This window comes from Mesorhizobium sp. B2-4-1 (genome assembly GCF_006442185.1).
In the GTDB taxonomy this organism is placed as follows: Bacteria; Pseudomonadota; Alphaproteobacteria; order Rhizobiales; family Rhizobiaceae; genus Mesorhizobium.
On sequence record NZ_VFVN01000005.1, the window covers coordinates 363982 to 389352 of the forward strand.

At 64.6% G+C, this 25371-nt stretch carries 23 protein-coding genes; 11 read left to right on the forward strand and 12 right to left on the reverse strand.

Annotated features, from left to right (window positions below; all coding sequences use genetic code 11):
- The first annotated feature begins 108 nt into the window (after nucleotides 1-108).
- The 3 genes from trpS (at nucleotide 109) to FJ949_RS16050 (ending at nucleotide 2619) form a co-directional block, all read left to right on the forward strand.
- Nucleotides 109-1176, forward strand: a complete 1068-nt coding sequence (trpS, locus tag FJ949_RS16040) for a tryptophan--tRNA ligase (protein ID WP_140497129.1) — start codon at nucleotides 109-111, stop codon at nucleotides 1174-1176.
- Nucleotides 1177-1279: 103 nt separating this feature from the next.
- The gene (locus FJ949_RS16045; RefSeq protein WP_140497131.1) at nucleotides 1280-1771 is read left to right on the forward strand and encodes a universal stress protein; all 492 of its coding nucleotides are present in this window, start codon (nucleotides 1280-1282) and stop codon (nucleotides 1769-1771) included.
- Between the two features lie 278 nt (nucleotides 1772-2049).
- A complete protein-coding gene (locus FJ949_RS16050) occupies nucleotides 2050-2619 on the forward strand; it encodes a NifU family protein (protein WP_140497133.1) in 570 nt (189 codons plus the stop codon).
- Nucleotides 2620-2768: 149 nt separating this feature from the next.
- Here the strand turns inward: FJ949_RS16050 and FJ949_RS16055 are convergent, their stop codons facing one another.
- Nucleotides 2769-3386 carry a L,D-transpeptidase gene (locus FJ949_RS16055; RefSeq protein ID WP_140497135.1) on the reverse strand — a complete coding sequence of 206 codons (618 nt, stop codon included), beginning with the start codon at nucleotides 3384-3386 and terminating at the stop codon, nucleotides 2769-2771.
- Nucleotides 3387-3609: 223 nt separating this feature from the next.
- Between FJ949_RS16055 and cueR the strand changes: the two genes are divergently transcribed.
- The 3 genes from cueR to FJ949_RS16070 all read left to right on the forward strand — a co-directional run bounded on the left by cueR (nucleotide 3610) and on the right by FJ949_RS16070 (nucleotide 5177).
- Nucleotides 3610-4029 carry a Cu(I)-responsive transcriptional regulator gene (cueR, locus tag FJ949_RS16060; RefSeq protein WP_140497137.1) on the forward strand — a complete coding sequence of 140 codons (420 nt, stop codon included), beginning with the start codon at nucleotides 3610-3612 and terminating at the stop codon, nucleotides 4027-4029.
- 50 nt (nucleotides 4030-4079) lie between these two features.
- Nucleotides 4080-4499 carry an OsmC family protein gene (locus FJ949_RS16065; RefSeq protein WP_140497139.1) on the forward strand — a complete coding sequence of 140 codons (420 nt, stop codon included), beginning with the start codon at nucleotides 4080-4082 and terminating at the stop codon, nucleotides 4497-4499.
- Nucleotides 4500-4676: 177 nt separating this feature from the next.
- Nucleotides 4677-5177, forward strand: a complete 501-nt coding sequence (locus FJ949_RS16070) for an MmcB family DNA repair protein (protein WP_140497303.1) — start codon at nucleotides 4677-4679, stop codon at nucleotides 5175-5177.
- Nucleotides 5178-5208: 31 nt separating this feature from the next.
- Here FJ949_RS16070 and nhaA read toward each other — a convergent pair whose 3' ends face one another.
- From nhaA to FJ949_RS16100, 5 genes are all read right to left on the reverse strand, one after another.
- Nucleotides 5209-6405: a Na+/H+ antiporter NhaA gene (nhaA, locus tag FJ949_RS16075; RefSeq protein WP_140497141.1), complete on the reverse strand. Its 1197-nt coding sequence runs from the start codon at nucleotides 6403-6405 to the stop codon at nucleotides 5209-5211.
- A gap of 280 nt (nucleotides 6406-6685) precedes the next feature.
- A complete protein-coding gene (locus FJ949_RS16085; RefSeq protein ID WP_140497143.1) occupies nucleotides 6686-7249 on the reverse strand; it encodes an ActR/PrrA/RegA family redox response regulator transcription factor in 564 nt (187 codons plus the stop codon).
- Nucleotides 7250-7312: 63 nt separating this feature from the next.
- Nucleotides 7313-8644, reverse strand: a complete 1332-nt coding sequence (locus FJ949_RS16090) for an ActS/PrrB/RegB family redox-sensitive histidine kinase (protein WP_140497306.1) — start codon at nucleotides 8642-8644, stop codon at nucleotides 7313-7315.
- Between the two features lie 72 nt (nucleotides 8645-8716).
- Nucleotides 8717-11308: an ATP-dependent helicase HrpB gene (hrpB, locus tag FJ949_RS16095; RefSeq protein WP_140497145.1), complete on the reverse strand. Its 2592-nt coding sequence runs from the start codon at nucleotides 11306-11308 to the stop codon at nucleotides 8717-8719.
- Between the two features lie 47 nt (nucleotides 11309-11355).
- On the reverse strand, nucleotides 11356-12246 hold the full coding sequence (locus FJ949_RS16100; protein WP_140497147.1) for a DMT family transporter: 891 nt from the start codon (nucleotides 12244-12246) through the stop codon (nucleotides 11356-11358).
- A gap of 27 nt (nucleotides 12247-12273) precedes the next feature.
- Here FJ949_RS16100 and FJ949_RS16105 point away from each other — a divergent pair, with 27 nt between their 5' ends.
- The 5 genes from FJ949_RS16105 to FJ949_RS30355 all read left to right on the forward strand — a co-directional run bounded on the left by FJ949_RS16105 (nucleotide 12274) and on the right by FJ949_RS30355 (nucleotide 17478).
- The gene (locus tag FJ949_RS16105; RefSeq protein WP_140497149.1) at nucleotides 12274-13008 is read left to right on the forward strand and encodes a PIG-L deacetylase family protein; all 735 of its coding nucleotides are present in this window, start codon (nucleotides 12274-12276) and stop codon (nucleotides 13006-13008) included.
- A gap of 70 nt (nucleotides 13009-13078) precedes the next feature.
- Nucleotides 13079-14986 carry a propionyl-CoA synthetase gene (locus tag FJ949_RS16110; protein WP_140497151.1) on the forward strand — a complete coding sequence of 636 codons (1908 nt, stop codon included), beginning with the start codon at nucleotides 13079-13081 and terminating at the stop codon, nucleotides 14984-14986.
- 243 nt (nucleotides 14987-15229) lie between these two features.
- Nucleotides 15230-16309, forward strand: coding sequence for an acyltransferase (locus FJ949_RS16115; RefSeq protein ID WP_140497153.1), 1080 nt, complete (start codon nucleotides 15230-15232; stop codon nucleotides 16307-16309).
- 135 nt (nucleotides 16310-16444) lie between these two features.
- The gene (locus tag FJ949_RS16120; RefSeq protein ID WP_140497155.1) at nucleotides 16445-16765 is read left to right on the forward strand and encodes a putative quinol monooxygenase; all 321 of its coding nucleotides are present in this window, start codon (nucleotides 16445-16447) and stop codon (nucleotides 16763-16765) included.
- A gap of 221 nt (nucleotides 16766-16986) precedes the next feature.
- A complete protein-coding gene (locus FJ949_RS30355) occupies nucleotides 16987-17478 on the forward strand; it encodes a hypothetical protein (RefSeq protein ID WP_181172113.1) in 492 nt (163 codons plus the stop codon).
- A 92-nt stretch (nucleotides 17479-17570) separates the two neighbouring features.
- On the opposite strand, the gene FJ949_RS16130 is transcribed toward FJ949_RS30355, so the two are convergent.
- The 6 genes from FJ949_RS16130 to FJ949_RS16155 all read right to left on the reverse strand — a co-directional run bounded on the left by FJ949_RS16130 (nucleotide 17571) and on the right by FJ949_RS16155 (nucleotide 25246).
- Nucleotides 17571-19952: a polysaccharide biosynthesis tyrosine autokinase gene (locus tag FJ949_RS16130; protein WP_140497157.1), complete on the reverse strand. Its 2382-nt coding sequence runs from the start codon at nucleotides 19950-19952 to the stop codon at nucleotides 17571-17573.
- Nucleotides 19953-20189: 237 nt separating this feature from the next.
- On the reverse strand, nucleotides 20190-21086 hold the full coding sequence (locus FJ949_RS16135; protein WP_140497159.1) for a UTP--glucose-1-phosphate uridylyltransferase: 897 nt from the start codon (nucleotides 21084-21086) through the stop codon (nucleotides 20190-20192).
- 74 nt (nucleotides 21087-21160) lie between these two features.
- Nucleotides 21161-22129, reverse strand: a complete 969-nt coding sequence (locus tag FJ949_RS16140) for a glycosyltransferase family 2 protein (RefSeq protein ID WP_140497161.1) — start codon at nucleotides 22127-22129, stop codon at nucleotides 21161-21163.
- Entirely contained in the window at nucleotides 22119-23069 is a 951-nt protein-coding gene (locus tag FJ949_RS16145) for a glycosyltransferase (RefSeq protein WP_140497163.1), read from the reverse strand. The genes FJ949_RS16140 and FJ949_RS16145 overlap by 11 nt, the downstream gene beginning before the upstream one ends.
- On the reverse strand, nucleotides 23069-24058 hold the full coding sequence (locus FJ949_RS16150; protein WP_140497165.1) for a glycosyltransferase family 2 protein: 990 nt from the start codon (nucleotides 24056-24058) through the stop codon (nucleotides 23069-23071). The genes FJ949_RS16145 and FJ949_RS16150 overlap by 1 nt, the downstream gene beginning before the upstream one ends.
- 15 nt (nucleotides 24059-24073) lie before the next feature.
- Nucleotides 24074-25246: a glycosyltransferase family 4 protein gene (locus FJ949_RS16155; RefSeq protein WP_140497167.1), complete on the reverse strand. Its 1173-nt coding sequence runs from the start codon at nucleotides 25244-25246 to the stop codon at nucleotides 24074-24076.
- Between the last annotated feature and the right edge of the window lie 125 nt (nucleotides 25247-25371).

A 25371-nucleotide genomic window follows, 5' to 3' on the forward strand; every position in this document is an offset into this window, starting at 1 on the left:
TCGCAAGACTTTCGCCGCACGCGGTTTCCAGCCGCGTGATTGGCTCCGAAAAGTCTGCAACTTTTCGGAATCACGCTTATACGGCCCTCCACAAGCCACGAGGAAACCATGTCCGCCTTCAAGCCACTCGTCTTCTCCGGCGTCCAGCCGACCGGCAATCTGCATCTTGGCAACTATCTCGGCGCCATCAAGAAATTCGTCGCCCTGCAAGAGACGTCCGACTGCATCTACTGCGTCGTCGACCTGCATTCGCTGACGGCCCAGCTGGTTTATGACGACCTCAAGGACCAGACGCGCTCCATCACCGCGGCATTCCTGGCCTCCGGCATCGATCCGAAGAAGCACATCGTGTTCAACCAGTCGCGGGTGATGCAGCACGCCGAGCTCGCCTGGATTTTCAACTGCGTGGCGCGCATCGGCTGGATGAACAAGATGACGCAGTTCAAGGACAAGGCCGGCAAGGACCGCGAGAACGCCTCGCTCGGCCTGCTTGCCTATCCCTCGCTGATGGCAGCCGACATCCTGCTCTACCGCGCCACCCATGTGCCGGTCGGCGAGGACCAGAAGCAGCATCTGGAACTGACGCGCGACATCGCCCAGAAATTCAACAACGACTTTTCGGACCGCATCGCCGGTCTTGGCGTCGGCGTCGAGATGCAGGTCGGAGAGGAAATTGTGAACGGCTACTTTCCGATCACCGAGCCGGTCATCGGCGGGCCGGCGGCGCGCATCATGAGCCTGCGCGACGGCTCCAAGAAGATGTCGAAGTCGGACCCGTCGGATCTGTCGCGCATCAATCTGACCGACGATGCCGACGCCATCTCCAAGAAGATCCGCAAGGCCAAGACCGATCCGGAAGCCTTGCCGAGCGAAGTGGACGGCCTCGCCACCCGGCCGGAAGCGGAAAACCTGGTCGGCATTTATGCCGGCCTTGCCGACATATCGAAAGAGGCGGTGCTGAAGGAGTTCGGCGGCCAGCAGTTTTCGGTGTTCAAGCCGGCACTGGCCGACCTGGCGGTCGAAAAACTGGCTCCCGTCGCCGCCGAAATGCGCCGCATTTCCGATGACCGCGCCTATGTCGACGCGGTACTGCGGGACGGCGGCGAGCGCGCCGGCGTGCTGGCCGAAGCGACGATGAAGACGGTGCGCGACATCATCGGGCTGCTGCAGGACTGATCCGCATCCTTATGCCCCGCACCATACCGGCCAAAGACCGGCGGCTTGCCGCCGGTCAGCCGCAGTGGCAGATTGCGGCCGAAATGACATCGAGTAAATAGACATGGTCTCCAAACGCCTCAGCCGCGAAGCCGGACATCGCCGGAAGTTCCTGGCGATCATCGACGATACGCCCGAATGCGAGCGCGCCGTCGCCTACGCCTCGAAGCGGGCGCTGAGCACCAGCGGCGTGCTGGTGCTGCTCTATGTCATCGAACCGGACGATTTCCAGCACTGGCTGGGCGTCGAGAAGATCATGCGCGAGGAGGCGACCGCCACCGCACGCACCGCGCTCGACAGCTATGCCAACAAGGTGCGCCAGAAGCTCGGCATCGAACCGGAGATGGTGGTGCGCGAGGGCAAGCCCACCGAAGAGATCCACAAGCTGATCGAGGAAGACCAGGATATCGCCATCCTGGTGCTGGCGGCCGGCGCCGGCAAGGAAGGGCCCGGGCCGCTGGTCGGCGCGGTGGCCGGCAAGGGCGCCGCCTTCCCTATCCCGGTGACCGTGGTGCCGCAAAACCTTTCGGACGAGGAGATCGACAGCCTCGCCTGAAGTGTATCGATATTCGGGTGATGCCGGCCTACAAATGGCGGGTTCCTGCGCTTCCGGTGCTCACGTACTTCAAGTACGCTCCGCTCCGGTTCTCGGAAACCACCATTTTCGACTCGGCCTGACCCGAATCTCGACACACTTCATAGTGCTTGGCAGGAGTCGCAAAAACATTCCGCCAGCCAGCCGTTCGGGCGACGCGTTTCGCTTGAATGTCCAGCCGATAGAGCTTATTTAGAATTATTCCAAACTATCTGCCCGAGACGGGCACGGAGACGGCCATGTTCATCCAGACCGAATCGACGCCAAACCCGGCGACGCTGAAATTCCTGCCCGGCAAGGAAGTGCTTTTGGAAGGCACCGCCGATTTCCGTGATGCCGATAGTGCGGCGACGGCCTCGCCGCTGGCCGGCCGGCTGTTCGAAATACCGGGCGTCACCGGCGTCTTCTTCGGCTACGACTTCATCACCGTGACCAAGGACGGGCCCGACTGGCAGCATCTGAAGCCGGCGATCCTGGGCGCCATCATGGAGCATTTCATGTCCGGCGCGCCTGTCATGGCCAATGCCGGCCCCGCCGCGGAGACTAGCCAGACCGGCGAGTTCTACGACAAGGCCGACGAGGAACTCGTCATCACCATCAAGGAGCTGCTCGACACACGGGTGCGCCCGGCAGTGGCCCAGGATGGCGGCGACATCACCTTCCGCGGCTTCGAGAACGGCACCGTGTTCCTGCACATGAAGGGCGCCTGCGCCGGCTGCCCGTCATCGACGGCGACGCTGAAGCACGGCATCCAGAACCTGCTCCGCCACTTCGTTCCCGAGGTCCAGCAGGTCGAACAGGTCGCCTGACCATTCGTCTTCGCCGAGCGCGGCGACGATTCTCAAAAAGCAAGCAACAAAAAACCGGGCCGAATTGCCCGGTTTTTTGTTGGGGACGTCCGTTGTTGCCTAGACGGTCCGCGTACGAACGGTTTTGACCATGAACCTCGCGGTCACGGTCAGAGAACGATGACCTTGGCGCCGACCTCGGCGCGATCGTAAAGGTCGATGATGTCCTGGTTCATCAGCCGGATGCAGCCCGACGACATCGCCTTGCCGATCGAGTTCCATTCCGGGCTGCCATGCAGGCGATAGCCCATGTCACCGCCCTTGTTGAACAGGTACAGAGCGCGCGCGCCGAGCGGGTTCTTCAGGCCCGGCTCCATGCCGCCGGCGAACTTGGCGAGTTCCGGCTGGCGCTTGATCATCTGCGACGGCGGCGTCCAGGTCGGCCATTCGCGCTTGATGGCGACATGGGCGGTGCCATGCCACTCGAAGCCCTCGCGGCCGACGCCGATGCCGTAGCGAATTGCCCGGCCGTCACCCTCGACGAAGTAGAGGAACTTGTTCTGTGTATCGACGATGATGGTGCCCGGCTTTTCCTTGGTGTCGTAGTTCACCTCCTGCCGGTGATACTTCGCGGGCACCTTTTCGATCGGGATGCGCGGCAGCTGGTAGCCGGCGTCGGTCACCGCGCCATAGTCGTTGGAGAATATCTGCCCGCCAATGGTGCTGCAACCGGCGAGTGCGGTCGACAGCGCCAGTGCGGCAATTACTGCAAGCGACTTCATGCGCATGAGGTGATCCGTGCCCCGCCAAACATCCGCGGCACGAGTCGGCCGCTTTCTTGCCATCATTCATGCTGGCATTTGCTTTGCTTGCCAAGTACGCGATGCCTATATGCAAGACCTCACCTGCCGGTAAGCCAGCAACTGCGGCATTTCGGCAACAGCCTTCACCGGATTGTGAAGGAAATTCAATGGCCATGACTCTCGGGCCAGCAGGAATCGAGGAACAACCATGAATGTCGGCGACGCCGCCCAGCGTTCCGGTCTGCCAGCCAAGACCATCCGCTACTATGAGGAAATTGGCCTGATCGCGCCTGCGCGTGCCGGCAACGGCTATCGCGACTATTCGGGCGACGACATCCATCGGCTGACCTTCCTGCGCCGTGCCCGCAACCTGGGCTTTTCCATCGACGATTGCCGCCAGTTGATGGCGCTTTACCAGGACCGCAGCCGCGCCAGCCACGACGTGCGCGAGATCGCCACCGCCCATGTCAGGGCGATCGAGGAGAAGGTGCGCGAGCTGCAGTCGATGCGATCGACCCTGCAGAAGCTCGTCCAGGCCTGCCATGGCGACGACCGGCCGGACTGCCCGATCATCGATGACATTGCGGGAACCGCGCCGCTCGGCGATAAAGCCGTCACGGTCGCATAGATCCGTGCCGGCCAGGCCCGACGCCTCTCGGCTACGGAGGGAGGATGCCGATGGCCTCGATGACTGTCGAACTGCACAATGTCGAAGGCACCGAAGCCGCCATGGGCTGGGCCGGCGGCCACACGATCGTCGTCGACCGGCCCGAGGGCAAGGCCGGCGGCATGGGCCTGGGCTTCAATGGCGGCCAGCTGCTGGCGCTGGCGATTGGCGGCTGCTTCTGCAACGACCTTCGCTATGTCGCCGACGAGATCGGCGTGAAACTCGGCAGGATCGCCGTCTCGGTGAGGCTTGACCTCGACGGCAAGCCCCTGCTGGCGACCGCAGCAAGGATGACGGTTTCCTGCGAGACCTTGGACGGGTCCGATCCCCAAAGGATCATTGACCGTGCAAGCGTGGTTTCCACGGTCAGCAACTCGTTGCGCCAGGGCGTGCCGGTTACGATCGAAACGACGGGGCCTGGTCGCTCATAAACGCCAGGACTTCTCCCGCGCCGTAGGTCGTCCCGCCACGTTCACCCATCACGGAAAGTGAAGGTGGCCATACGGTTCTCCGTGCCTGCTCATGCTATCGAGCACCCATTGATTTGGGTGGCCACCAAATGAGCGGTACGGGTTCAAATCGTGAACAAAATCTGGCATGGTCCCGTCATGCCAATCATCTCACCGATTCCCCTGAACCCGCTCATCGATGGTCGCCAGTCCGAACGCGCCATGCTGGTGCGGCGCGGGGTGCAGCGCCTGCTCCGCGAAATGGGCGCGCATGTGCTGCCTGAACTGTCGCTGGCGACCGGCCGCCGCGCCGACCTCGTCGCGCTGACCCGCCACGGCGACATATGGATCATCGAGATCAAATCCTCGGTCGAGGATTTTCGTGTCGACCGCAAATGGCCCGACTACCGGCTGCACTCGGACCGCTTCTTCTTCGCCACCCATCCCGGCGTGCCGGCGGAGATTTTTCCCGAAGAATGCGGCTTCATCCTCTCCGACGGCTATGGCGCCGAGATTTTGCGCGAGGCGCCCGAGCACCGCATGGTGGCGGCGACGCGCAAGGCGCTGATGCTGCGGATCGCGCGGGCCGGCGCCGCGCGGCTGCTGGCGGCGGAGCTCGCCGGGGTGGCCGTGCCGGCGCTGGAGGGGGAGAGCGAGTAGGCTGCCTCGCAGAACCTGCGCTTGTGGACCTCTACTCCTCGCCTTCATCCGCCCCGCTCGCCGCCGGCGCCATCAGCAGGACGGCCGCGCCGAGCAGCGCTGCGACCAGGGAGCCGGAGAGAATGCCGACCTTGACCGCGTCCTGCAGCGCCGTGTCGCTGGCGAAGGCGAGCAGGCCGATGAACAGGCTCATGGTGAAGCCGATGCCGCACAGCAGCGAGATGCCGATCATGTGCAGCCAGCCGGCATGGGCCGGCAGGTCGGCGAGACCGAAGCGGATGGCAAGCGCGGAGGAGCCGAACACGCCGACCAGCTTGCCGACGACGAGGCCGGCGGCAACGCCGAGCGTCAGCGGCTCGAACAGCGCGCCGACGCTGAGGCCCGCCAGCGAAACGCCGGCATTGGCAAAGCCGAAGATGGGGATGACGACGAAGGGCACTATTGCGTGCAGGCCGTGCTCGAGCCGGTGCAGCGGCGAATGGTCGAGATCGTGTTCGATGCCGGCTGTGCGTTCGAGCGGAATGGTTAGCGCCAGCGCCACGCCGGCAAGCGTGGCATGCACGCCCGACTTCAGCACCAGCACCCACAGGATCGCACCGAGCACGAGGTAAGGCACGAGGCTCATCACCCGCATGCGGTTGAGCACGACAAGCGCGGCGATCACCGCGAAGGCGGCGCCCAAATAGGCAAGCGACAGACCGCTCGTGTAGAAGATCGCGATGATGATCACCGCGCCGAGATCGTCGATGATGGCAAGGGCGGTGAGAAAGATTTTCAGCGAGGCCGGCACGCGGCTGCCAAGCAGCGATAGCACGCCGAGCGCGAAGGCGATGTCGGTAGCGGTCGGGATCGCCCAACCGGACAGCGCGCCCGCATTGTCACGGTTGATGGCGACATAGGCCAGCGCCGGCACCACCATGCCGCCGGCCGCCGCGATGCCGGGCAGCACCCTGCGCGGCCAGGTCGAGAGCTGGCCGTCCAGCATCTCGCGCTTGATCTCCAGGCCGACGAGCAGGAAGAATACCGCCATCAGCCCGTCATTGACCCAATGCGACACGCTGAGCGGGCCGAGATAGGCGTGGAGGACGGCAAAATAGGTTCCGGAGAGCGGTGAGTTGGCGACGATCAAGGCCAATGCCGCCGCTACCATCAGCATGATGCCGCCGGCCGCCTCGCTGTCGAGAAATTCGCGCAAGACGGAAACCGGCCGCTGTTTCAAGTCCCGCATGTCACCCTCCGTTGCCTTTCCAAACGCTGGCGCCGCCCCTCACCTGCCTGCCGGCATCCTCTCCCCGTATAGTGACGGGGAGAGGGACGCTGTCATCGCCGGTTTCGCCAATCGCCAGCGTTGCGGAATGGGCGCCAGCGTTGCGGCCAGCCTCTTTCTCCCCGTCACTATACGGGGAGAAATGCCCGGCAGGGCAATGAGGGGCGGGGCCGAGTTCGACAATTGGATGCTTCCCCGTAAGCAGAAACCGGTCCGAAGGAATGCTCAGCGCATCGCGCTCCTAGCGCGGCGCGCGCTTGGCCAGGATGCGCTGCAGGGTGCGGCGATGCATGTTGAGGCGGCGCGCGGTCTCGGAGACGTTGCGCTCGCACATTTCGTAGACACGCTGGATGTGCTCCCAGCGCACGCGGTCGGCCGACATCGGATTTTCCGGGGGTGCGGCGCGCTCGCCGGCCGTGCGGGTGAGCGCGGCAAAGACGTCGTCGGCGTCGGCCGGCTTCGATAGATAGTCGACGGCGCCGAGCTTCACCGCCGTCACCGCGGTGGCGATGTTGCCATAGCCGGTCAGGATAATCGCGCGGGAATCCTCGCGCTTCTCACGGATGGCGGCCACGACGTCGAGGCCGTTGCCGTCGCCAAGCCGCATATCGACCACCGCGTAGGCGGGCGGATTGGCGCGTGCCTTGCCGACCGCCTCCTCGACGCTCTCGGCCGTTTCGACCACGAACCCCCTGGTTTCCATGGCGCGGGCCAGACGGGTCAGAAACGGTTTGTCGTCATCGACGATCAGAAGCGAGGTGTCCTCGCCCTCAACCATTGCGCCACTGTTTTCATCGCCTGTCATCGTCTTGAAATTCCTGCTGCCTTAATTTTACGCAGATATAGTTTTGCGTCGCGATTGTCCAATTTACGCGGTGTCAAACATCGTCGCGGGCGCCGATTCCGGGTTCAGGAAAACATTTCTGGGCCATGAAATCCGCACCATGGCGCCCTCGCCCAGTCCGCTCGAATTGCGAAAGTCGAGCGTGGCGCCCGATCGCTCGAGCAATGTCTTGGCGATGAACAGGCCCAGCCCCAGCCCGCCGCCGGCCTCCGTGCCCTGGCGTGTCGACATATAGGGCTCGCCGATGCGGTCGATGATCTCGGGCGGAAAGCCGGGACCGTCATCGATGATCGAGAAGGAGACGGTGGCCTCGTCCCAGCTCCAGCGCACGGTGACGCTCTCGCGGGCGAAATCGACGGCGTTCTCCACCAGGTTGCCAAGGCCGTAGATGACGCCGGGATTGCGGCGCCCGACCGGCTCGGGGCCGCTGCGCTCGCCGGGCCTGAGCTTGATCGAAATGCCGAAGTCGCGGTGCGGCGCGGTGACCTCCTCGACCAGCGAGGTCAGCGGCAGGCGGGACAAATGCGCCTCTCCCTCGGACGACAGGCTGGTCAGGCGCTTGAGGATCTCGCGGCACCGCTCGCTCTGGGAGCGCAGCAGCGTCACATCCTCCCCGTATTTCGCGTCCTTACCGAGCGCCTTTTCCATCTCCTTGGCGACAAGCGTGATGGTGGCGAGCGGTGTGCCCAGCTCATGCGCGGCGGCGGCGGCCAGCCCGTCGAGTGCCGACAGATGCTGCTCGCGCTGGAGCACCAGTTCGGTGGCGGCGAGCGCATTGGCCAGGAGGCGGGCTTCCGCGGCCACGCGGAAGGCGTAAATGGCGGTGAAGGCGATCGAAGACAGCACCGCCATCCACATGCCGGCAACATAGATGAAGGGCATCGCCAGCGGCGCGCCTTCATGCCAGGGCAATGGCAAGTGGAAAAAGACCAGCAAGGTCGCCGTCGTCATCACCAGCCCCCCAAGCACCGCGGTCAGGCGCAAGGGCAGCGACGTCGCCGAAATGACCACGGGCACCGTCATCAGCAGCGAGAACGGATTGGTAAGGCCGCCGGTCATGTAGAGCAGGCCGGCAAGCTGGAGGCTATCAAAGATCAGGATGCCGAAGGCGGCGAACGGCGTGAGCCGGTGCGCGGCCGGGAACCGAAAGGCAAGGATCAGGTTCATCCAGGCCGAACAGGCGATCAGGGCAAAGCACAGGCTGACCGGCAGTGGGAATTTCAGGCCGTAGGCGACGAAAAGCACCGTCACGCTCTGGCCGACAATGGCAAGCCAGCGCAGCCGGATCAGCGTGTTGAGGCGCAGTCGCTGGCTCTGCTGGAAGTCGGGAGAACGCAATACGTTGATCATGGCCATGAAATACAGCCGCGAAGCGGCGAGCGCTAGGTGGATGACGAAGCGATGGCGTTTGCGCCAATCGCCAAGCAACTACGTCCCGCGCGGCTTGGCGCGGCTGGTGGCGGCGGCGAGCAGCGGATTTTCCGGCCATACGTGTTTGGGGTAGCGGCCGCGCATGTCGGCGCGCACATCGGCCCAGGAGCCGCGCCAGAAACCGGGCAGGTCGCGCGTCGTCTGGATCGGCCGGTGCGCGGGCGACAGCAGTTCGAGCGTCAGCGGCACGGTGCCGCCTGCGATTGCAGGGTGCCGGTCGAGGCCGAACAGTTCCTGGACACGAACCGCCAAAACGGGCCATTCGCCGTCATAGCGGATCGGCACGCGACTGCCGGACGGCACGTCGAAATGGGTCGGCGCAAGCGCGTCGATCCGGCGCTGCAAATCGTGCGGCACAAGCGCCGTCAGCCCGGCCGGGACGACACCCGGATCGATGGCCGAGAAGGATGCGGCACCCGACAGGAACGGCAGCAGCCAGTCGTCGAGGCGATCGATAAGTGCCGTGTCGGACATATCGGGCCACGGCGCCCCAAGGCCGCGATGCAGCCAGGACAGGCGCTGGCGCAGCGTCTCGGCCTCCTTGCTCCAGCTCAGCAGCGAAAGTCCATGTTCGCGCAAGGCGTCAAGCATGGCGCGGTCGGCCTCATTGCCGGTTGGCGGAGGCAGCATGCGCTCGGCCAGCGTGATAGCGCCGAGGCGTACGGTTTCGCGCACGCGCACGGCGCGGCGCTCGCGATCGAAGCTCGTTTGCCTGCGGGTTTCGATCCTTTCCGCCAGTGCTGAACGAATATCGTCCTCGCTGATCGCCGCCGCCGCCGTGATGCGCGCATTCTGCGCCTTGCCCTGCAGGTCGGCGACAACCAGAAACGCCTCGCCGGCAAGCGGATCGGCAGCATCGAGCATGGCACCGGAGCCGTTGGCCAGCACGAAACGCCCGCGCTCGCCGCGCGCCTTGGCGACGCGGTCGGGCCAGGCATGGATGAGGAGAGGACCAGCGCTGCCACCCTCCCCCTTGTGGGGAGGGTCGGCGCGTAGCGCCGGGGTGGGGGTGCGGCGCCAAAGCCCCCCGCCCCGCTCCGCTTCGCGGATCGACGTTCCGGGGCGAGCCACGGGTCTCGCCCGTCCTTCGGACCCCCATAAGGGGGAGGGTGAAGAGGCCTGCCTCGCCAGGCGTTCGGCGAGTTGCCGCGCGGCGGTGGCGCGCGGCGATCTTTCCTGGCGAAAGCGCATCAGCCGGCGTTCGAGATCGGCGCCGTCACCGCCCAACCCGCGCTCGGTCAGCAGCACCGCGAGCATGGCCGCCTCGCCGGCATGGCCGCCGCGGGCCGCCTCGGCGACCATATGCGCCAGCCGCACCGGCAGAGCGAGCTTGCGCATCGCGGCGCCCGCTTCCGTCAGCCGCCCCGCCTCGTCGATGGCATCAAGCGCGCGCAGCAGCGCCCTTGCCTCGGTGAGCGCCGGGGCCGGCGGCGGATCGAGGAAGGCCAGGCTCGTCGGATCGGCGACGCCGAAGGCGGCGCAGTCGAGCAGCAGGCCGGAAAGGTCGGCCTCGAGGATTTCCGGCGGGGTGAAGGCTGGAAGCGACGCCGTCTGTTCGGCGCGCCACAGTCGGATGGCGACGCCGGATTGCGTGCGTCCGGCGCGGCCGGCGCGCTGGTCGGCGGAAGCCTTGCTGGCGCGCACCGTCTCCAGCCGCGTCAGGCCGCTGGCCGGCTCGTAGCGCGGCAGCCGCGACAGGCCGGAATCGATGACGACCCGCACGCCGTCGATGGTGATGGAGGTCTCGGCGATCGACGTAGCCAGCACCACCTTGCGGCGGCCCGCCGGCGCCGGCCTGATCGCCGCGTCCTGCGCCTTGCCATCGAGCATGCCGTAGAGCGGCACGATATCGGTGTCGGCGCCGACCTTGCCGGCAAGCCGCTCGGCGGTGCGCTCGATCTCGCGCTGGCCGGGCAGGAAGGCAAGCACGCTGCCGCTCTCGTCGGCAAGAGCGGAGCGGATCGCCTTGGCCATGGCATCTTCGATTGCGATGCCGGCCGGCCGTTCGTCGTAGCGGATGTCGACGGGAAAGGCACGGCCTTCGCTTTCGATCACCGGCGCGCCCGACAACAGCTTCGCGACACGGGCGCCGTCCAGCGTCGCCGACATCACCAAGACGCGCAGGTCCGGCCGCAGCGCGCCTTGCACGTCGAGCGCCAAAGCGAGGCCGAAATCGCCGTCGAGCGAGCGCTCGTGGAATTCGTCGAAGATCACGGCCGAGATTCCGGGCAGTTCGGGATCGTCAAGGATCATCCGCGCCAGCACACCTTCTGTGACGACCAGTATTTTTGTCCGGGCCGAAGTGCGGTTCTCCATGCGCATGGCATAGCCGACGGTGGCGCCGGGCTCCTCATCAAGCAATTCGGCCATGCGGCGGGCGGCGGCGCGGGCGGCGAGCCGGCGCGGCTCCAGCAGCACGATCTTGCCCGTGCCCAGCCATGGCGCATCGAGCAGCGCCAGCGGCACCAGCGTCGTCTTGCCGGCGCCGGGCGGCGCCACAAGCACGGCGCCGTTGCCGGAGCCGAGTGCATGGCCCAGCGCCGGCAGCACGGCGGATACCGGAAGCTCCGGCAAGACTTTTGTCGTCATCGCGCCCGCATATCAGCGCTCGTGGTCGCCATGCAACCGGCGCCAGATCAAAGCCGGGTGCGCGAAAACGGGTTCCAGCGCACCGTGCCCAACCGTACTTCCTCGCGCACCATGGTGAGCAGGCCGGACCCACCGACGACCGCGAGGCCGACCAGCGACAGCCAGTCAGGATATTCCCGGAAGAACAGCGCACCGAGGATGACCGCCCAGACCATCTGCGAATAATGCGTCGGCGCGATCCGGTTGGCGGGCGCGTATTTGACGGCCAGCAGCTGCAGCAATTGTCCGCATGCGGTGAAGGCGCCGGCCATTATCAGCCATGCAAGCTGCCTTGCGTCGGGAAGCGTGAACGAGGTAGCGGCGATGCCGATGCCGTTGAACAACAGGCCGTAGCCGATCAGCACGCCGAGCATGGTCGTGCGCTTTTCCTGCTTTGCCAGCGAGCGCATCAGGATGACGCTGGCGGCTGCCAGAAAGGCCACGCCAAAGGCGGCGAGGTGTCCAAGATTGAGTTCGCGAAAACCCGGTCGCACCACCAACATGACGCCGGCAAAGCCGGCGACCACCGCCAGCCAGCGCCACGGCCCGACCTTTTCCTTGAGGACGACCGTGGAGAGGATGGTGACGCAGAGCGGCGCCAGGAAGACGAGCGCGTAGACTTCGGCCAGTGGAATGGTGGTGAAGGCATAGACGCTGAGCACGCCCGAGGCGATGCCGGCCCAGGCGCGCGCCTGCACCGCCCAAGGCCGTTTGGTGCGCCAGAAATCACGCCAACGCTCGTCCGCCGGCCGGGTGAAGAAGAGAAAGCAGCCGGCAAACAATATCGAGAAGAAACCGATCTCGAACACCGTGAACTGCCCACCCAGGCTTTTGACAACGGCATCGCTGCCCGAATAGCTTGCATAGGCGATCAGGGCGAGCAGGATTCCGTTCGTCACGTTTTTCCATTTCCGGGGAGAGAAGCGTTGAAAATACTGGCGCTCGGCGCGCATCCTGACGACATCGAGATATTCATGTTCGGTACGATGGCGGCCTATGCGGCGCAAGGCGCAGAACTGACTTTTGCCATAGCCACGGATGGTGCCAGGGGCGGCAATAGCGATCCCACGGTTCTCGCCCGTGTCCGTCGCGAGGAGGCAACGGCCGCGGCCGCGCTGCTCGGGGCGGCGCCGCGCTTCCTCGACTTTCCCGACGGCAGGCTGGTGGCGGATAACGCGCTGATCGGCGCGCTGAAGACGCTGATTGGCGAAACCGGACCGGATCTGGTGATTACCCATGCGTCCAACGACTATCACGCCGACCACCGCGCGCTGTCGGACGCCGTGCGCATCGCGGCGTCGTTCGCCGTACCGGTGCTGCATGCCGACACGATGGGCGGCACCGGATTCTCCCCGACCCATTATGTCGAGATATCAGCCCAGGCCGAGATCAAGGCCAAGGCGATCCGCCTGCACCAGTCGCAGGATCCGGAGCGCTTCGTCGACATCGCCCGCACGCAGAATTTTTTTCGCGCCGGCCAGTGCAACGGCGCGCCGGGATCACAGGCCGAAGCCTTCCGCTTCGAGCCGATGTTTCCCTTTGCAGACATTCGCGACCTGCTGCCGCCGGCGCCGCCGATCCGACCGGTCCGTGCTTTTCTTCCCGGAGGGCCACGATGTCGCACCTTTGCGGCCAGGACCGGGCCGGATCAGACGAATTGAGGGAAGACATCGCCGGAAAAAACAGCATAGGCTATTGCCAGGACGGCAAATCTTCCCGGGGAGGAAACGGATGGCTTCACGCTATCACGAGGTCTATGACGGCTGGAAACGCGACCCGGAAAAGTTCTGGGCGGATGCGGCGAACGCCATCGATTGGTACACGCCTTACGACAAGGTGTTCGATGCGGAAGCCGGCGTTTATGGCCGCTGGTTTACCGGCGCCACCTGCAACACCTGCTACAATGCCCTCGACCGGCATGTCGCCGGCGGGCGTGCCGACCAGATCGCGCTGATCCATGACAGCGCCATCACCGGCACCGTGAAGACATTCACCTATGCCGAGCTCAAACGCGAAGTGGTGGCGCTGACCTCGGTGCTGAAGAACCGCGGCGTCGGCAAGGGCGACCGCGTCATCATCTACATGCCGATGGTGGCGGAAGCGGCCATCGCCATGCTTGCCTGCGCCCGCATCGGCGCCGTGCATTCGGTCGTCTTCGGCGGTTTTGCCTCGCATGAGCTCGCCACCCGCATCGACGACGCCAGGCCGAAGGTGATCATTTCGGCCTCCTGCGGCCTGGAGCCCGGCCGCGTCGTCGCCTACAAGCCGCTGCTCGACAAGGCGATCGAGATATCCCGCCACAAGCCGGACGCCTGCCTGATCCTGCAGCGCGACCAATTGCGCTGCGAGCTCAGGGACAATTACGACATCGACTATGCGGACGCGGTCGCGCGCGAGCGGGCGGCCGGCGCCAATGTCGACTGCGTTCCGGTGCTTGCCACCGACCCGCTCTACATCATCTACACGTCAGGCACGACCGGCCAGCCCAAGGGCATCGTTCGCGACAATGGCGGCCACATGGTGGCGCTCGAATGGACGATGGAAAACGAGTTCGGCGTCAAGCCCGGCGAAGTGTTCTGGGCGGCGTCCGACGTCGGCTGGGTGGTCGGCCATTCCTACATCGTCTACGGGCCGCTGCTGCATGGCTGCACCAGCATCCTGTTCGAAGGCAAGCCGGTCGGCACGCCCGATGCCGGCACCTACTGGCGGGTGATCGCGCAGCATGGCGTGGTCGCCCTGTTCACCGCGCCGACGGCGTTCCGCGCCATCAAGGGGCAGGATCCCAGGGGCGAATTCGTCGCCAGATACGACCTGTCGAAATTCCGAACGCTGTTCCTCGCCGGCGAGCGCGCCGATCCCGAAACCATCAAATGGGCGGAGCAAAAACTGAACGTGCCGGTCATCGACCATTGGTGGCAGACCGAGACCGGCTCGCCAATGACCATCAACCCCGCAGGCCTTGGCCTGCTGCCGGTAAAATACGGCTCACCCGGCGTGCCGATGCCCGGCTACGACATCCGCGTGCTCGACGATGCCGGCCACGAGGTGCCGCGCGGCACGCTCGGCAATGTCGTGGTCAAGCTGCCGCTGCCGGCGGGCTGCCTGCCGACGCTGTGGAACGCCGACGCCCGTTTCCGCCAAGCCTATCTCGACGAGTTCCCCGGCTTCTACAAGACCGCCGATGCCGGCATGATCGACGAGGACGGCTACCTCTACGTGATGGCCCGCACCGACGACATCATCAATGTCGCTGGCCACCGGCTGTCGACCGGCGCCATGGAAGAGGTGCTGGCAACGCATCCCGATGTCGCGGAATGCGCCGTTGTCGGCATCGCCGATTCGATGAAAGGCCAGGTTCCGCTCGGCTTCGTCGTGCTCAACGCTGGTGTCTCGCGCGAGATCGGCCTCATCGAGAGCGAAGTGGTGGGGCTGGTGCGCGAGCGCATCGGCCCGGTCGCCGCCTTCAGGACGGTGGTGACGATCAAGCGGCTGCCGAAGACGCGGTCGGGAAAGATCCTGCGCGGGACCATGCAGAAGATCGCAGACAAGGAAGATTGGACCATGCCGGCGACGATCGACGACCCGGCCATCCTCGACGAGATCACGGCCGTGCTGAAGGAGCGCGGCATCGGGGTCTAGATGATCGGGCGCAGCAGACACGATCCTTCCGTTTATTGAGCGGTCGGCGCCGCCCCCCCATCCGCCTGCCCGCACCTTCTCCCCATGAAGGACGGTAGCGACGTACTCCAGTGCCGACTTCCCCCACTCCCCGTCGTTCGCGGGTGAAGGTCGGCGCCAACTGTCACATCTGGCCAATCTTTTGTTGTGCAATGCAACAACAGACTCTAGGGTTTGGCTTGGGGGGCCATTCAAAGGCACGGCATGGCTCAGCACAAGGCGACATTCGGCGGCGTCGACATATTGCGTTTCCTGGCCGCCGTCATGGTGATGTTCTATCACTATGGCTTCTGGGTATGGGCATTCCCTGACGGGGTTTCGGCGCGCGCGACCGGCGGCATCCCGCCCCATCCCGAAATGGCCTTGGTCGGCTCCGGCTGGGTCGGCGTGCAGATATTCTTCGTCATCAGCGGTTTCGTCATCGCCTTCAGCGCCGAGAATTCGACGCCGCTGCGGTTTTTCGAGGCAAGGGTGAAAAGGCTGGCGCCGGCGGTCTGGATCTGCGCGCCGGTGACCGCGGCGGTGCTGCTGCTCACCGGTCTGAGCTGGCCAACCGATGCCGTGATCAGGCTCGTTCGCACCGGCCTTTTCGCGCCCTACGACCCTTGGGTGGACAGCGTCTACTGGACGCTCGGCATCGAGATCGCCTTCTACGCTGTCGTCTGGATCCTGTTGCGGCTTGGCCGCTTCCACCTGATGGAGACGGTGGCAGTCGTGATCGGCCTCGTCAGCACGCTGTTCTGGTGCCTCTATTATCCGCTCGGCTGGTCCGACCTCGCCGAGACACGCTGGCTGCAGCTCGTCCTGGTGCACCATGGCTCTTTTTTCGCCGTCGGCGTGCTCATCTGGCTGATGCGGTTCAAGGCGGTGACGGCCTCGCGCCTAGCCTTCTGCCTGCTGTTCCTGGGCGGGGGCGTGCTGCAAATCGCCAGCTCGGTCGACGTCCACAGCATTAAGGTCGGTGCCGCGATGCCCTATGCGCCGCCGATCCTTGTCTTCCTGGTCGCCATCGCCCTGATGGCGTGGTCGCTGCGGCTCGACCTCAGCTGGAGCGGCTGGCGCCGGATCGGCCTGATGACCTACCCGCTCTATCTGATCCACGACGTCATCGGCGCGGCGGTGCTCGGCGCGATGGTCCGCGCCGGGCTGCCTTATCTGTTGTCCATGGCAATGGTTGGCGCGACCATGATCGCGGCAAGCTGGCTGGTGGCGACCGAAGCCGAACCGCGCATCCGGCTGCTGCTCGACCACACGGTGTTCCGCTACCGGCTCAGGGCCGCGTAGTCGCGATCTTGTTGACCAATGAGGATTGACCAACGGGCACCTCGGTGCCTTCCTCGCAGGAGCGCACTGTCCAGCCGCAGGGTTCCGAGGCCTGGATAGTGAGTCGCGGCCCTGTACAAAGTTAGGGACCAATCGATGCGGATCGTCAGGATAGCCGAACTGGAAATCGATCCTGACCAGATCGACAGCTACAAGGCCCTGATTGCCGAAGAGATCGAGGCCTCCGTGCGAATCGAGCCGGGCGTGCTTTTCCTTCATGCCGTGTCGGAAAAAGGTGCGCCTGAAAAGGTGCGCGTGATCGAATGCTACGCCGATCAGACGGCGTACGAAGCCCATCTGACCACACCGCATTTTCTCAAGTACAAGACGCAAACGGCGAACATGGTGCGGTCGCTTCGGCTTATCGAAACCGACCCGATCGCGCTGTCTGCGAAACCCGGTCAGAACTCAAACTGACCAGGGCTTGGACCGACACCGCCGTCCATCCAGAGCGGACGATCGACCTGCCGTCGAAATCGCTGGCAAGCGAAATAGACTGATCTGCTCTGGGGCCGACCTGCTTCCAATCCATGTCGCCAACCTCAAAGCGCGTCGATTCTGCGCAATACAATATTGCTCCGGATGTCATTTCATAGACATCGCCAATCAGCCAAAGAAACCGGGCGTCACGGGCTAGCATGGCGTCTTTGGATCGGGCGCGGCTGCTTGAATCCGCCAAGCAGTACGGAAGCTACCTCGTTATAAATTCGACCCTTGAAGATGCCCGTACTTGTTTCGCCGGCTTGTTCGCTTTACGAACGGCAATGACCCTCATCTCTCGCATTGCCGCCCTTGCTTTGCTCGCCGTCATTGTCTTCGCGACGCTGTCGCCAATCCAGATGCGGCCCCACCTGGGTGACCCAGATTTCGAACGCGCCCTCGCCTACGTTCTGTTCGGCGTGGCAATGGGGCTCGGCTTTCCAAACCGCTTGGCTGGCACTGTCACTATAGTTGTCGTCGTAGCCACTGTGCTGGAGCTGATGCAGCTCCTCGAACCCGGTCGGCATGCGCGCCTTTCGGACGGCTCACTGAAGGCTTTGGCAGGCATCCTCGGAATAGTTGTCGTCCATCTCAGTCTTTTGGTGGCGAGCCGCTATTGGCCGCGTAAGCTGACATTGCCTGCCGAATGATGCCCGGGTTTAGACTCCCATTGTAGCCCGCCGCGGCCACATAGGCGATGACCTGCCTCGTCACTCAGGCACGGAAATCGCCACGGTTGAACTCAGACCGTTGTCTTGCTGCGCACTTCGGTCTTGTCGAGATAATAGCTCGAGTACTGGCCGAAGAATTTTTCGGACGCTCCGAACGAGCCGTATTTGGCGAGCTTCTTGAGATCGACCTTGTTCAGCACCGCGCCGACGATCTTGTTGGCGACATAGGGTTCGGATTCGAGCATCGATCTCACCATCGCGCGCGGCGTGCGGCCCCATTCGGTGACCAGCACGAAGCCGTCGACAAGCGGCGCGAAGGCCTTGGCGTCGACCACCGGCCCCAGCGGCGGCAGATCGACGACGATGTATTCGAAGGTCTCCTTGGCGTTGTCGATGAAGCGCCGCATGCCGGCCGAGGAGAGAAGCTCGCTGGTATGCGAGAAATTGCCGCGCAGCACGGCCGGAATGATCGCCAGCTTCGTCTGCCGGTCGATCTTGCCGACCGACTGCCAGGTCTGGCCGCTCACCACCGCTTCCATCAGTCCCTGCTCGGCCTCCATGCCGAGGCTGCGGCTCAAGCCCGGATTGCGCAGGTCGCCGTCGATCAGCAGCGTCCTGGCGCCGTTGGCGGCGAGCAGTCCGGCCAGATTGGCCGCGACCGTCGACTTGCCTTCGCCGGGAAGGACCGAGATGACGCCGATGACGCGGCTGCCCTGCCCTTCCATGACGACGTCGAAGGCGATCTTTGCGCTGCGCAGCGTCTCGGAGAACATCGACGCCGGAGCATCGACGCTGACGCGCATGCGCGCGCGCTTTTCGGCCGCGGCCGGCGATTTGGCGGTTTTGAGATCCGGGTCGGCCGGCTTTTCCTCCCTGGCGGTCTTGCCGCCGATGACAGGCAGATAACCGAGGAATTTGAGGCCGACGCGGTCGCGGACATCCTCGCCGGTCCTGAAGAAACGCTCGTTGAATTCGTTCAGGCCGCCGAGCCCGGCACCCATCAACGTGCCCAGCACAAGCGAGAGCGCCAGCACAACCACCGTGCGCGGGCTGGAGGCGCTGAGCGGCGTCGATGCATCCGAGATGATGCGGATCTTGCCGACCGGGAAGGATTGCTGCTGGGCGGCTTCCTCGTAGCGGCCGAGGAATGTCTGGTAGAGCGTGGAGAGCGCCGTCGCCTTCTGGTCGAGTTCACGCAGCTTGACCTGCGACTGGTTGTCGATGGCGCTCTTGCCTTGCGCCGCGGCGACATTGGCCCTGAGCGCGGTCTCGCGCGCCAGCGCCACTTCATATTCGTTGCGATAGCTTTCGGTCAGCTGCTTCAGCTCGCCGAATATCTGCGCCGATATGTCGGCCTTCTCCTTGGCGAGCGCCACCGCCTGCGGATGCTGCGGCCCAAAATTGGCCTCGACATCCTGCTGCCGCTTGGCGACGGCGAGATAGCGCGTCTTGAGCGCCGCGATGACCGAGCTGCTCGGCTGGTCGCTCGATATGGCGGCATCCTTGAAGGCGTTCTCCGAACCGCTTTCAACGATGGACTTGTATTGCTGGTAGCGGGCGCTGGCCCGGGCCGTATCGGCCTGCGCCACGATAAGCTGGGCGTTGAGGTCGGCAAGCTGCTTGGCGCTCATCAGCTGGCCGTCGCTGTTGGCGGACAGGCCGTGCTCGGCCCTGAATTTCTCGACCGCGAGCGATGCCGCCTGCGAGCTTTCGCGCAGTTCCGTCAGCCGGCCCTGCAGCCAGACCGCTGCGCGCTCGGTGGCATCGAAGGAGGCGTCGAGCTGGTCGGCGAGATAGGCATCGGCATAGGCCTTGGTGATCGCGGTCGCCAGTGCCGGGTCCGTCGCCTGGTAGCCGAGCGCGATGACATAGCTTCGCCCGACGCGCTCCGCCTGCACCTCGTTCTGCAATTTGAGGATCGCGTAGTCGCGACGTGAGGTCGCGATCAGCGCATCGCGGGTGGCGGGGTCGAGCTTGGTGACGTCGCCGACGCCCGGCATGGGAGGACTAGGGCGAACATACTGGATCAGGCCGCGGATCAGGCCGATGCCCTGGGCGAGCGCCGACTGGGGCGGGTTCATGAATGCGTCGTTGCGGTCGAGCTTCAGCTTGTCGACGACCACGGCGGCAAGCCTCGTCGAGGTCAGGATTTCGATCTGGCTCAGGATGGCCGAATCGGTCTGCATGGTCGTCGACGCCGCCGAAATGTCGTCGACGATCTTGTTCAGCCCCTCATCGATCAGCACGCTCGAGACCGATTGGTATTTGGGCGGCGTGGTCTGCAGATAGAGCAGGCCCAGGACAAGACCAATGACCGCGCCCAGGACAACCACCTTGGCCTGCCGCGCTGCCATGCCAAGCAGCCGCTCGACATCGATGAAGTCTTCGCCGTCTCCTGCTTCCGAATTCGGCAATGGCATCCTCTTGTCGAGAGGAAAGTTGGCATAGTTCATCTTCGGTCCAATTCCAGAGCCCGTCCATCCCAATCATCGGGATGGGCTCTATCTCACTGTTTGAACATGATCTTTTCCGAAAACCGCCTTGCGCTTTCCGGGATCATGCCTTGGCTCCCAGGCACTTCGAAGATCGGGAGCATTGCCAAAAAGCAACGCAAGTTCCATGCCGGACGCCACAGGGCGTTGCGCGCATCGCACCGTCAGCCGTCCGACAATGCTCCCGAAACATGGGCATTATGCGGCTTCTTCCTGTCGTTCATGCGACCGGACGAACTCCTGGAGCATCTCGAAAACCGGACCCTTCATGTCGTCGCGCGCCAAGGCGAAGGCGATGTTGGCCTGGATAAAGCCCTCCTTCGAGCCGCAGTCGAACATGCGGCCCTTGAAAGGCTGGGCAAAGAAGGACTGCTCCTGCGCCAGGCGGACCATGGCGTCGGTCAGCTGGATCTCATTGCCCGCGCCGCGCTGCTGGTTGCCGAGCAGGGCGAAGATCTCGGGCTGCAGGATATAGCGGCCGTTGATGTAGAAGTTCGACGGCGCATTGGCCGGCGCCGGCTTTTCGACCATCGCCGTCACCTCGAAACCGCCGCCAATGTCGGCGCCGCGGCCGACAATGCCGTATTTGTTGGTCTCGGTCGGGTCACAGCGCTCGACCGCAATGACGTTGCCGCCGGTCTCGGCATAGAGGTCGGCGACCTCGGCCAGGCAGCCGCGGCCGCCGAACGAAACCATATCAGGTAAAAGCAGGGCGAAGGGCTCGTTGCCGATGACCTCGCGCGCGCACCAGACGGCGTGGCCAAGGCCTTGCGGGGATTGCTGGCGGATGAAGCTGGTGGCGCCGGCCACCGGCAGCAGGCTTTCCAGCGACTGCAATTGCGCCTTCTTGCCGCTCTGCTCCAGTGTTCCGATCAATTCCGGATGCAGGTCGAAATAATCCTCGATAACCGCCTTGTTGCGGCCGGTCACGAACACGATGTGCTCGATGCCGGCCTCGAAGGCCTCATCGACGGCGTATTGCACGACGGGCTGGTCGACGACGGGAAGCATTTCCTTCGGCATCGACTTGGTCGCCGGCAGGAACCGCGTTCCAAGCCCCGCCACCGGTATCACGGCCTTCCTGATTTTCTTCATCGCAAGTTCCTTCTGAGGAGATCGACTTCAGTCCATTCGCAGGCCAGGAAAAATCCCTCCATGTGCCTGCATCTTCACCTCCCCGCCCCTACGGCAAATTGTGCCGCTACTCGTCGCAACCGCACGGCGATCGGCATGCCCATATGCCTGACCGCCGCCGGGTCGCTGAGCGCCGTCCGGATCGCCTTGAGCGGGGACCGCGCCTTGATGTGCTGGACCATCGACAGGAACGAGGCTGCCTTGCGCAGGCTGCGGCTGCGCCGGGCGAAGGCCGCTTGCGCGGCCGCGTCCATCTGATGGCTTTGAGCGAAAATTGCATCGGCCTTGCGCATCGCCTCGACATGATGAGGCTCGAGCACGCGCGAAATGGAGCCGCTGCGGATGTGATAGGCATAGCCGATGTCAGGCTCGACCACGCACCTGCCGCCCTTGGCCAGGGCGTTGGCCAGGAATATGTAATCCTCGCCGATGATCAGGTCCTCGTCGTAGCGAAGTCCGTTTTCTTCCAGGAAGCGGCGCTCGAAGATCGGCTTGAGATAGCCGAGATTGAACTTCGATTCGAAGACGACGTTGCCGGCGATATAGCTGGCCAGCGAGATCTCGCCCAATTCCTCCAGATAGCGCGTCGGGAACATCGCATCCTCGATCACGCCGTCCTCGCGGACGACCTGGAGGTTGTCGACGGCGATTTGCGCGCCCGCCCTTCCGGCCCGCGCGATCATGGCGGCGATGCGGCCGGGATAGACCGCATCGTCGGAATCGAGGACCGCGACCCAGCGGCCGCGGGCAGCCTCGAGGCCGGCGTTCCTGGCGCCGCCGGGGCCCCTGTTCTGCGCGAGCGCCACGACGCGCACGATGTCCTGCGGATAGGCCCTTGCCACGTCGAGCGTGGCGTCGCGCGACTTGTCGTCGACGACGACGACCTCGACGCTGACACCCTTCTGCGCGATGGCGCTGGCGATCGCCCGGTCGAGGGTCGCCTCGGCGTTGTAGGCTGCAATGACGAAGGAAACGTCCGGGACGAAGCTGACGTCAGGCTGCACGCTTGCCTCCTTCCTGTGGCGAGGGCTGGCCGTAGAGACGAATCTCGCGGATGCCGACAAGGCCGCTGACGACGCCGACATGCATAATGCCGCGCAGCACGCTGCGGTTCCGCCGCACGGGGCTGGCAAGGAAGGGAAACGCCGCGGCGAAGCAATAGGCTGCCTTTGCCGAGGCAATGGCGACCTGTTTGAGCAGGCCAATGCCGCTCGCATTGCGCCCCAGGAGATGGCCATGCGTCTGCCCGACGCGGAAGCGGCGGCGGCCAAGCCAGTCGAACGCGGCCCTGGTCCGTGGCACGACCTCGTCCACCCAAGCCTCCGGAGAAAACGCGATCGTGCCGCCTGTCTTGTGCATCTGGTCGAAGAATTCGGTGTCCTCGCCGCCGGTCTGGCCACGCGCCAGGCTGAAGCGGCGCCCGCGCAGGCTGTCCGACCCCATGTCGAGCAGCACGTTGCAGGTGTAGCCGGTGCGGATCTCGCCGCGCACCCAGACCGGCAAGGTCGAATGGAAGTCGCCACGCCGCATCCAGTCCGGCGCATCGGCCCCATAGCGCGCCTTGACCGGGCCCAGCACGGCGGCGGCGCGACTTGCCTGGGCTGTTGCGACGAGCTCGGCAAGCCAACGCGGCGAAGCCGTCTCGTCGTCATCGATGAAGGCGACGAAATCCGACGTGCTGGCGTCAAGACAGGCATTGCGGGCGATCGAGATGTTGCGCGCCGGGCAGTGGTGATAGCTGATCGGCAGCGTCAGTTCGCGCGCCAGCGTCGTCACCAGATCCCTGGCGCTCGGCGTGTCGTTATTATCGGCGACGATGACACGGACATCGAAACCGGCCAGCCTGTCCATGGCGTCGAGCGAGCGCAGCGTGTGGGCCAATTCCGGCCGGCGGAACGTGCACACGCCGATATCGATGCTGCGGTTCTTGCCTGGAACCGCCATCACGCGACCCCGCGCTGTTTGCCAAGGCCGAGAAGCTGCAGCCAGAAACCGACGGACCAGCCGAAATGCATGACCATCGCCGAGACGCCGGCAAGCGCGATGTCGGCATTGCGCTGGCTTACCGCCGTCCACAGGCCATAGCCGAGGCATACGGATGCCCAGATCAAAAGCGGCACCGCCGCCAGCCAGTGCACGAAGGAAAAGGCCGCGAGCACCACCACCGGGAACACCAGCAGCGGCACCATCTGCCGGACCTTCGGGATGACGCGGTGCTTCAGGACATTCTTGGCGCGTCCGCGGCCGTAGCCGAGATACTGGAAATAGAGGCCGCTGAGCGACGCGCGCGGATAGTAGACCATCTGCGTCCTGCCGCTCATCCAGATCCTGTAGCCGGCCTGTCTCAGCCGGTAGTCGAGCTCGGCGTCCTCATTATGGCTGAACGTCTCGTCATAGCCGCCGACGGCCCGGAAGGCAGAAATCCGCATCAGCGCGTGATGGCCGTGATCGACCCATTCTCCGGCGGACAGATGCCTGTGCTTGGAACCGCCGGTGCCGAGCTTTGAATTCTGTGCCGCCGCGGCCGCCTTCTGCACGGTGCCGCTGCCGCTGGTCAGCATCGAGACCACGACAGAATCGGCGCCCGTGGCCAGCGCTTCCTCGACCAGCCGGTCGCAATAGTCGGCGGGATAGCCGCCATGGGCATCGATGCGGATCAGATATTCGGCACCATCGCCGAATCTGGCGACGGCAAGATTGATCGCCGCGCTCTGGATGCGCTTTTCATTGTGGAGCAGGATGATGCGGGGATCTTCCTTCGCACGCTCGCCGACAATGGCCGGGGTACCATCGGTGCTGCCGCCATCGGCAACGACGATCCTGGCGCCGAGCCTCGCGGCCGCGGGGCTGAGCTGGTCGAGCAGCACACCGATATGGGCTGCCTCGTTGAGGCAGGGAATCACGATCAGGCTGGAGGGGAGCGCTTGCATCATCGGGCGATCTCCATCCTAGGCCAAAGCCTCGGCCGCGAAGGGTTGGCGCATGGCGGCCAGGCTGCGAAGCTTGTCGACCAGCGCCTGGCAATCGCTGCGATCATAGCTCCATATCCTGGGGTTGCGCGACAGAACGCGCTCCTTCAACGTGCTGAAGCGGCGCTCCTCCATCTTGCCGATGGCGGCTTCGAGCGCGTCGGGTGAGGCTTCGGGCAACAGAATGCCGATGCCTTGCCGGCCGAGGAACCGCCCAGTTTCCGTGTTGGCCATCGAGATCGGCACCGCGCCGAATCGGCAGCCTTCATAGAGGCGATTGGGCAGCAGCCATTCGGAATTCTGGCCCGCCTCGAAGAAATCGATCGCCCAGGAGAAATGCACGTCCCGGTAGATCGCCGCCATGTCCTCCGGGTTGCGGTAGGGTCCGCGAAACGAAAGCCAGGGCTCCGCCTCGACGAAGGCGTGGAAATCCGGGAATTCGGTCAACGCCGGGCGGCCGCGCAGCACGATCTCGAACCGGCCGTCGGCGCGGCGCGAGAAATCGGCCAGGAGTTCGAGCGAGCGGCGGCAGCGCAATGCCCCGAACCAGCCGATGCGCCAGGGTGGCGCGACAGGCGCCTCGGCCATCTCATGCTCGGCCGGCAGGATCGCCGCTGCCTCGAAATATTTGTTTTCGACCAGTTCGACCGGCGCCGTCACCTGGCCGTACGGCTCGAAATAATTGGCGGTGAATGCGGGCGAGCTGGTCACCAGCAGCCTTACGTCCCTGGCAAGGTAACGTTCCGTGGCACGCAGCGCCTTGCCGACCGCATCGCTGCGAAGCATCAGGCGATGGATGTCGAGGCATTCATAGACGATCGGCACCGCGGCGCCGAATGCCGTGTTGGCGCGGCGGGCGAGCGCCAGCATTTCCAGGTTGCGCGCGATGATGAGATCGGGCCTCGGCATGCCGCGGAGCCTGGTGCCGATCGAAACCGCCGCCTTGGCGACTGCCGTCAGGCGCTGGGCGAATCGCCCGTCACGCGTCGCGCCGAGATCCAGCGGCCGCAAACCCTCGACGTCGGCAATGCGATTTGCCGTGCGGCGGAAGCCTGCGAGCGTGACCTGGGCGCCACCTGCCCTGAGCATTGTAATCCGCCGGCGCACTGCCGGGTCGGAAACGTCATGCACAAGGTACAAGACATTCAGCATGAAAACTCGACCGCTGTTGGCCCACCCACGGCGAACCTAGTACAGGTCTTGCTGCATCGCAACATTTTTGGTGCAGCGTAGCAAAATCCACGTTTTTTGTTGCACTGCAAAATAAATGCCGTAAT

Bases quoted from the DNA above. Each gene is read 5' to 3' on its own strand.
- FJ949_RS16150 (WP_140497165.1), bottom strand. From the start codon at position 24,058: ATGATGCAAGCGCTCCCCTCCAGCCTGATCGTGATTCCCTGCCTCAAC.
- FJ949_RS16055 (WP_140497135.1), bottom strand. From the start codon at position 3,386: ATGCGCATGAAGTCGCTTGCAGTAATTGCCGCACTGGCGCTGTCGACC.
- trpS (WP_140497129.1), top strand. From the start codon at position 109: ATGTCCGCCTTCAAGCCACTCGTCTTCTCCGGCGTCCAGCCGACCGGC.
- cueR (WP_140497137.1), top strand. From the start codon at position 3,610: ATGAATGTCGGCGACGCCGCCCAGCGTTCCGGTCTGCCAGCCAAGACC.
- FJ949_RS16050 (WP_140497133.1), top strand. From the start codon at position 2,050: ATGTTCATCCAGACCGAATCGACGCCAAACCCGGCGACGCTGAAATTC.
- FJ949_RS16065 (WP_140497139.1), top strand. From the start codon at position 4,080: ATGGCCTCGATGACTGTCGAACTGCACAATGTCGAAGGCACCGAAGCC.
- FJ949_RS16045 (WP_140497131.1), top strand. From the start codon at position 1,280: ATGGTCTCCAAACGCCTCAGCCGCGAAGCCGGACATCGCCGGAAGTTC.
- FJ949_RS16145 (WP_140497163.1), bottom strand. From the start codon at position 23,069: ATGGCGGTTCCAGGCAAGAACCGCAGCATCGATATCGGCGTGTGCACG.
- FJ949_RS16120 (WP_140497155.1), top strand. From the start codon at position 16,445: ATGCGGATCGTCAGGATAGCCGAACTGGAAATCGATCCTGACCAGATC.
- FJ949_RS30355 (WP_181172113.1), top strand. From the start codon at position 16,987: ATGGCGTCTTTGGATCGGGCGCGGCTGCTTGAATCCGCCAAGCAGTAC.
- hrpB (WP_140497145.1), bottom strand. From the start codon at position 11,308: ATGACGACAAAAGTCTTGCCGGAGCTTCCGGTATCCGCCGTGCTGCCG.
- FJ949_RS16070 (WP_140497303.1), top strand. From the start codon at position 4,677: ATGCCAATCATCTCACCGATTCCCCTGAACCCGCTCATCGATGGTCGC.
- FJ949_RS16085 (WP_140497143.1), bottom strand. From the start codon at position 7,249: ATGACAGGCGATGAAAACAGTGGCGCAATGGTTGAGGGCGAGGACACC.
- FJ949_RS16130 (WP_140497157.1), bottom strand. From the start codon at position 19,952: ATGAACTATGCCAACTTTCCTCTCGACAAGAGGATGCCATTGCCGAAT.
- FJ949_RS16115 (WP_140497153.1), top strand. From the start codon at position 15,230: ATGGCTCAGCACAAGGCGACATTCGGCGGCGTCGACATATTGCGTTTC.
- FJ949_RS16135 (WP_140497159.1), bottom strand. From the start codon at position 21,086: ATGAAGAAAATCAGGAAGGCCGTGATACCGGTGGCGGGGCTTGGAACG.
- FJ949_RS16110 (WP_140497151.1), top strand. From the start codon at position 13,079: ATGGCTTCACGCTATCACGAGGTCTATGACGGCTGGAAACGCGACCCG.
- FJ949_RS16155 (WP_140497167.1), bottom strand. From the start codon at position 25,246: ATGCTGAATGTCTTGTACCTTGTGCATGACGTTTCCGACCCGGCAGTG.
- FJ949_RS16090 (WP_140497306.1), bottom strand. From the start codon at position 8,644: ATGGCCATGATCAACGTATTGCGTTCTCCCGACTTCCAGCAGAGCCAG.
- nhaA (WP_140497141.1), bottom strand. From the start codon at position 6,405: ATGCGGGACTTGAAACAGCGGCCGGTTTCCGTCTTGCGCGAATTTCTC.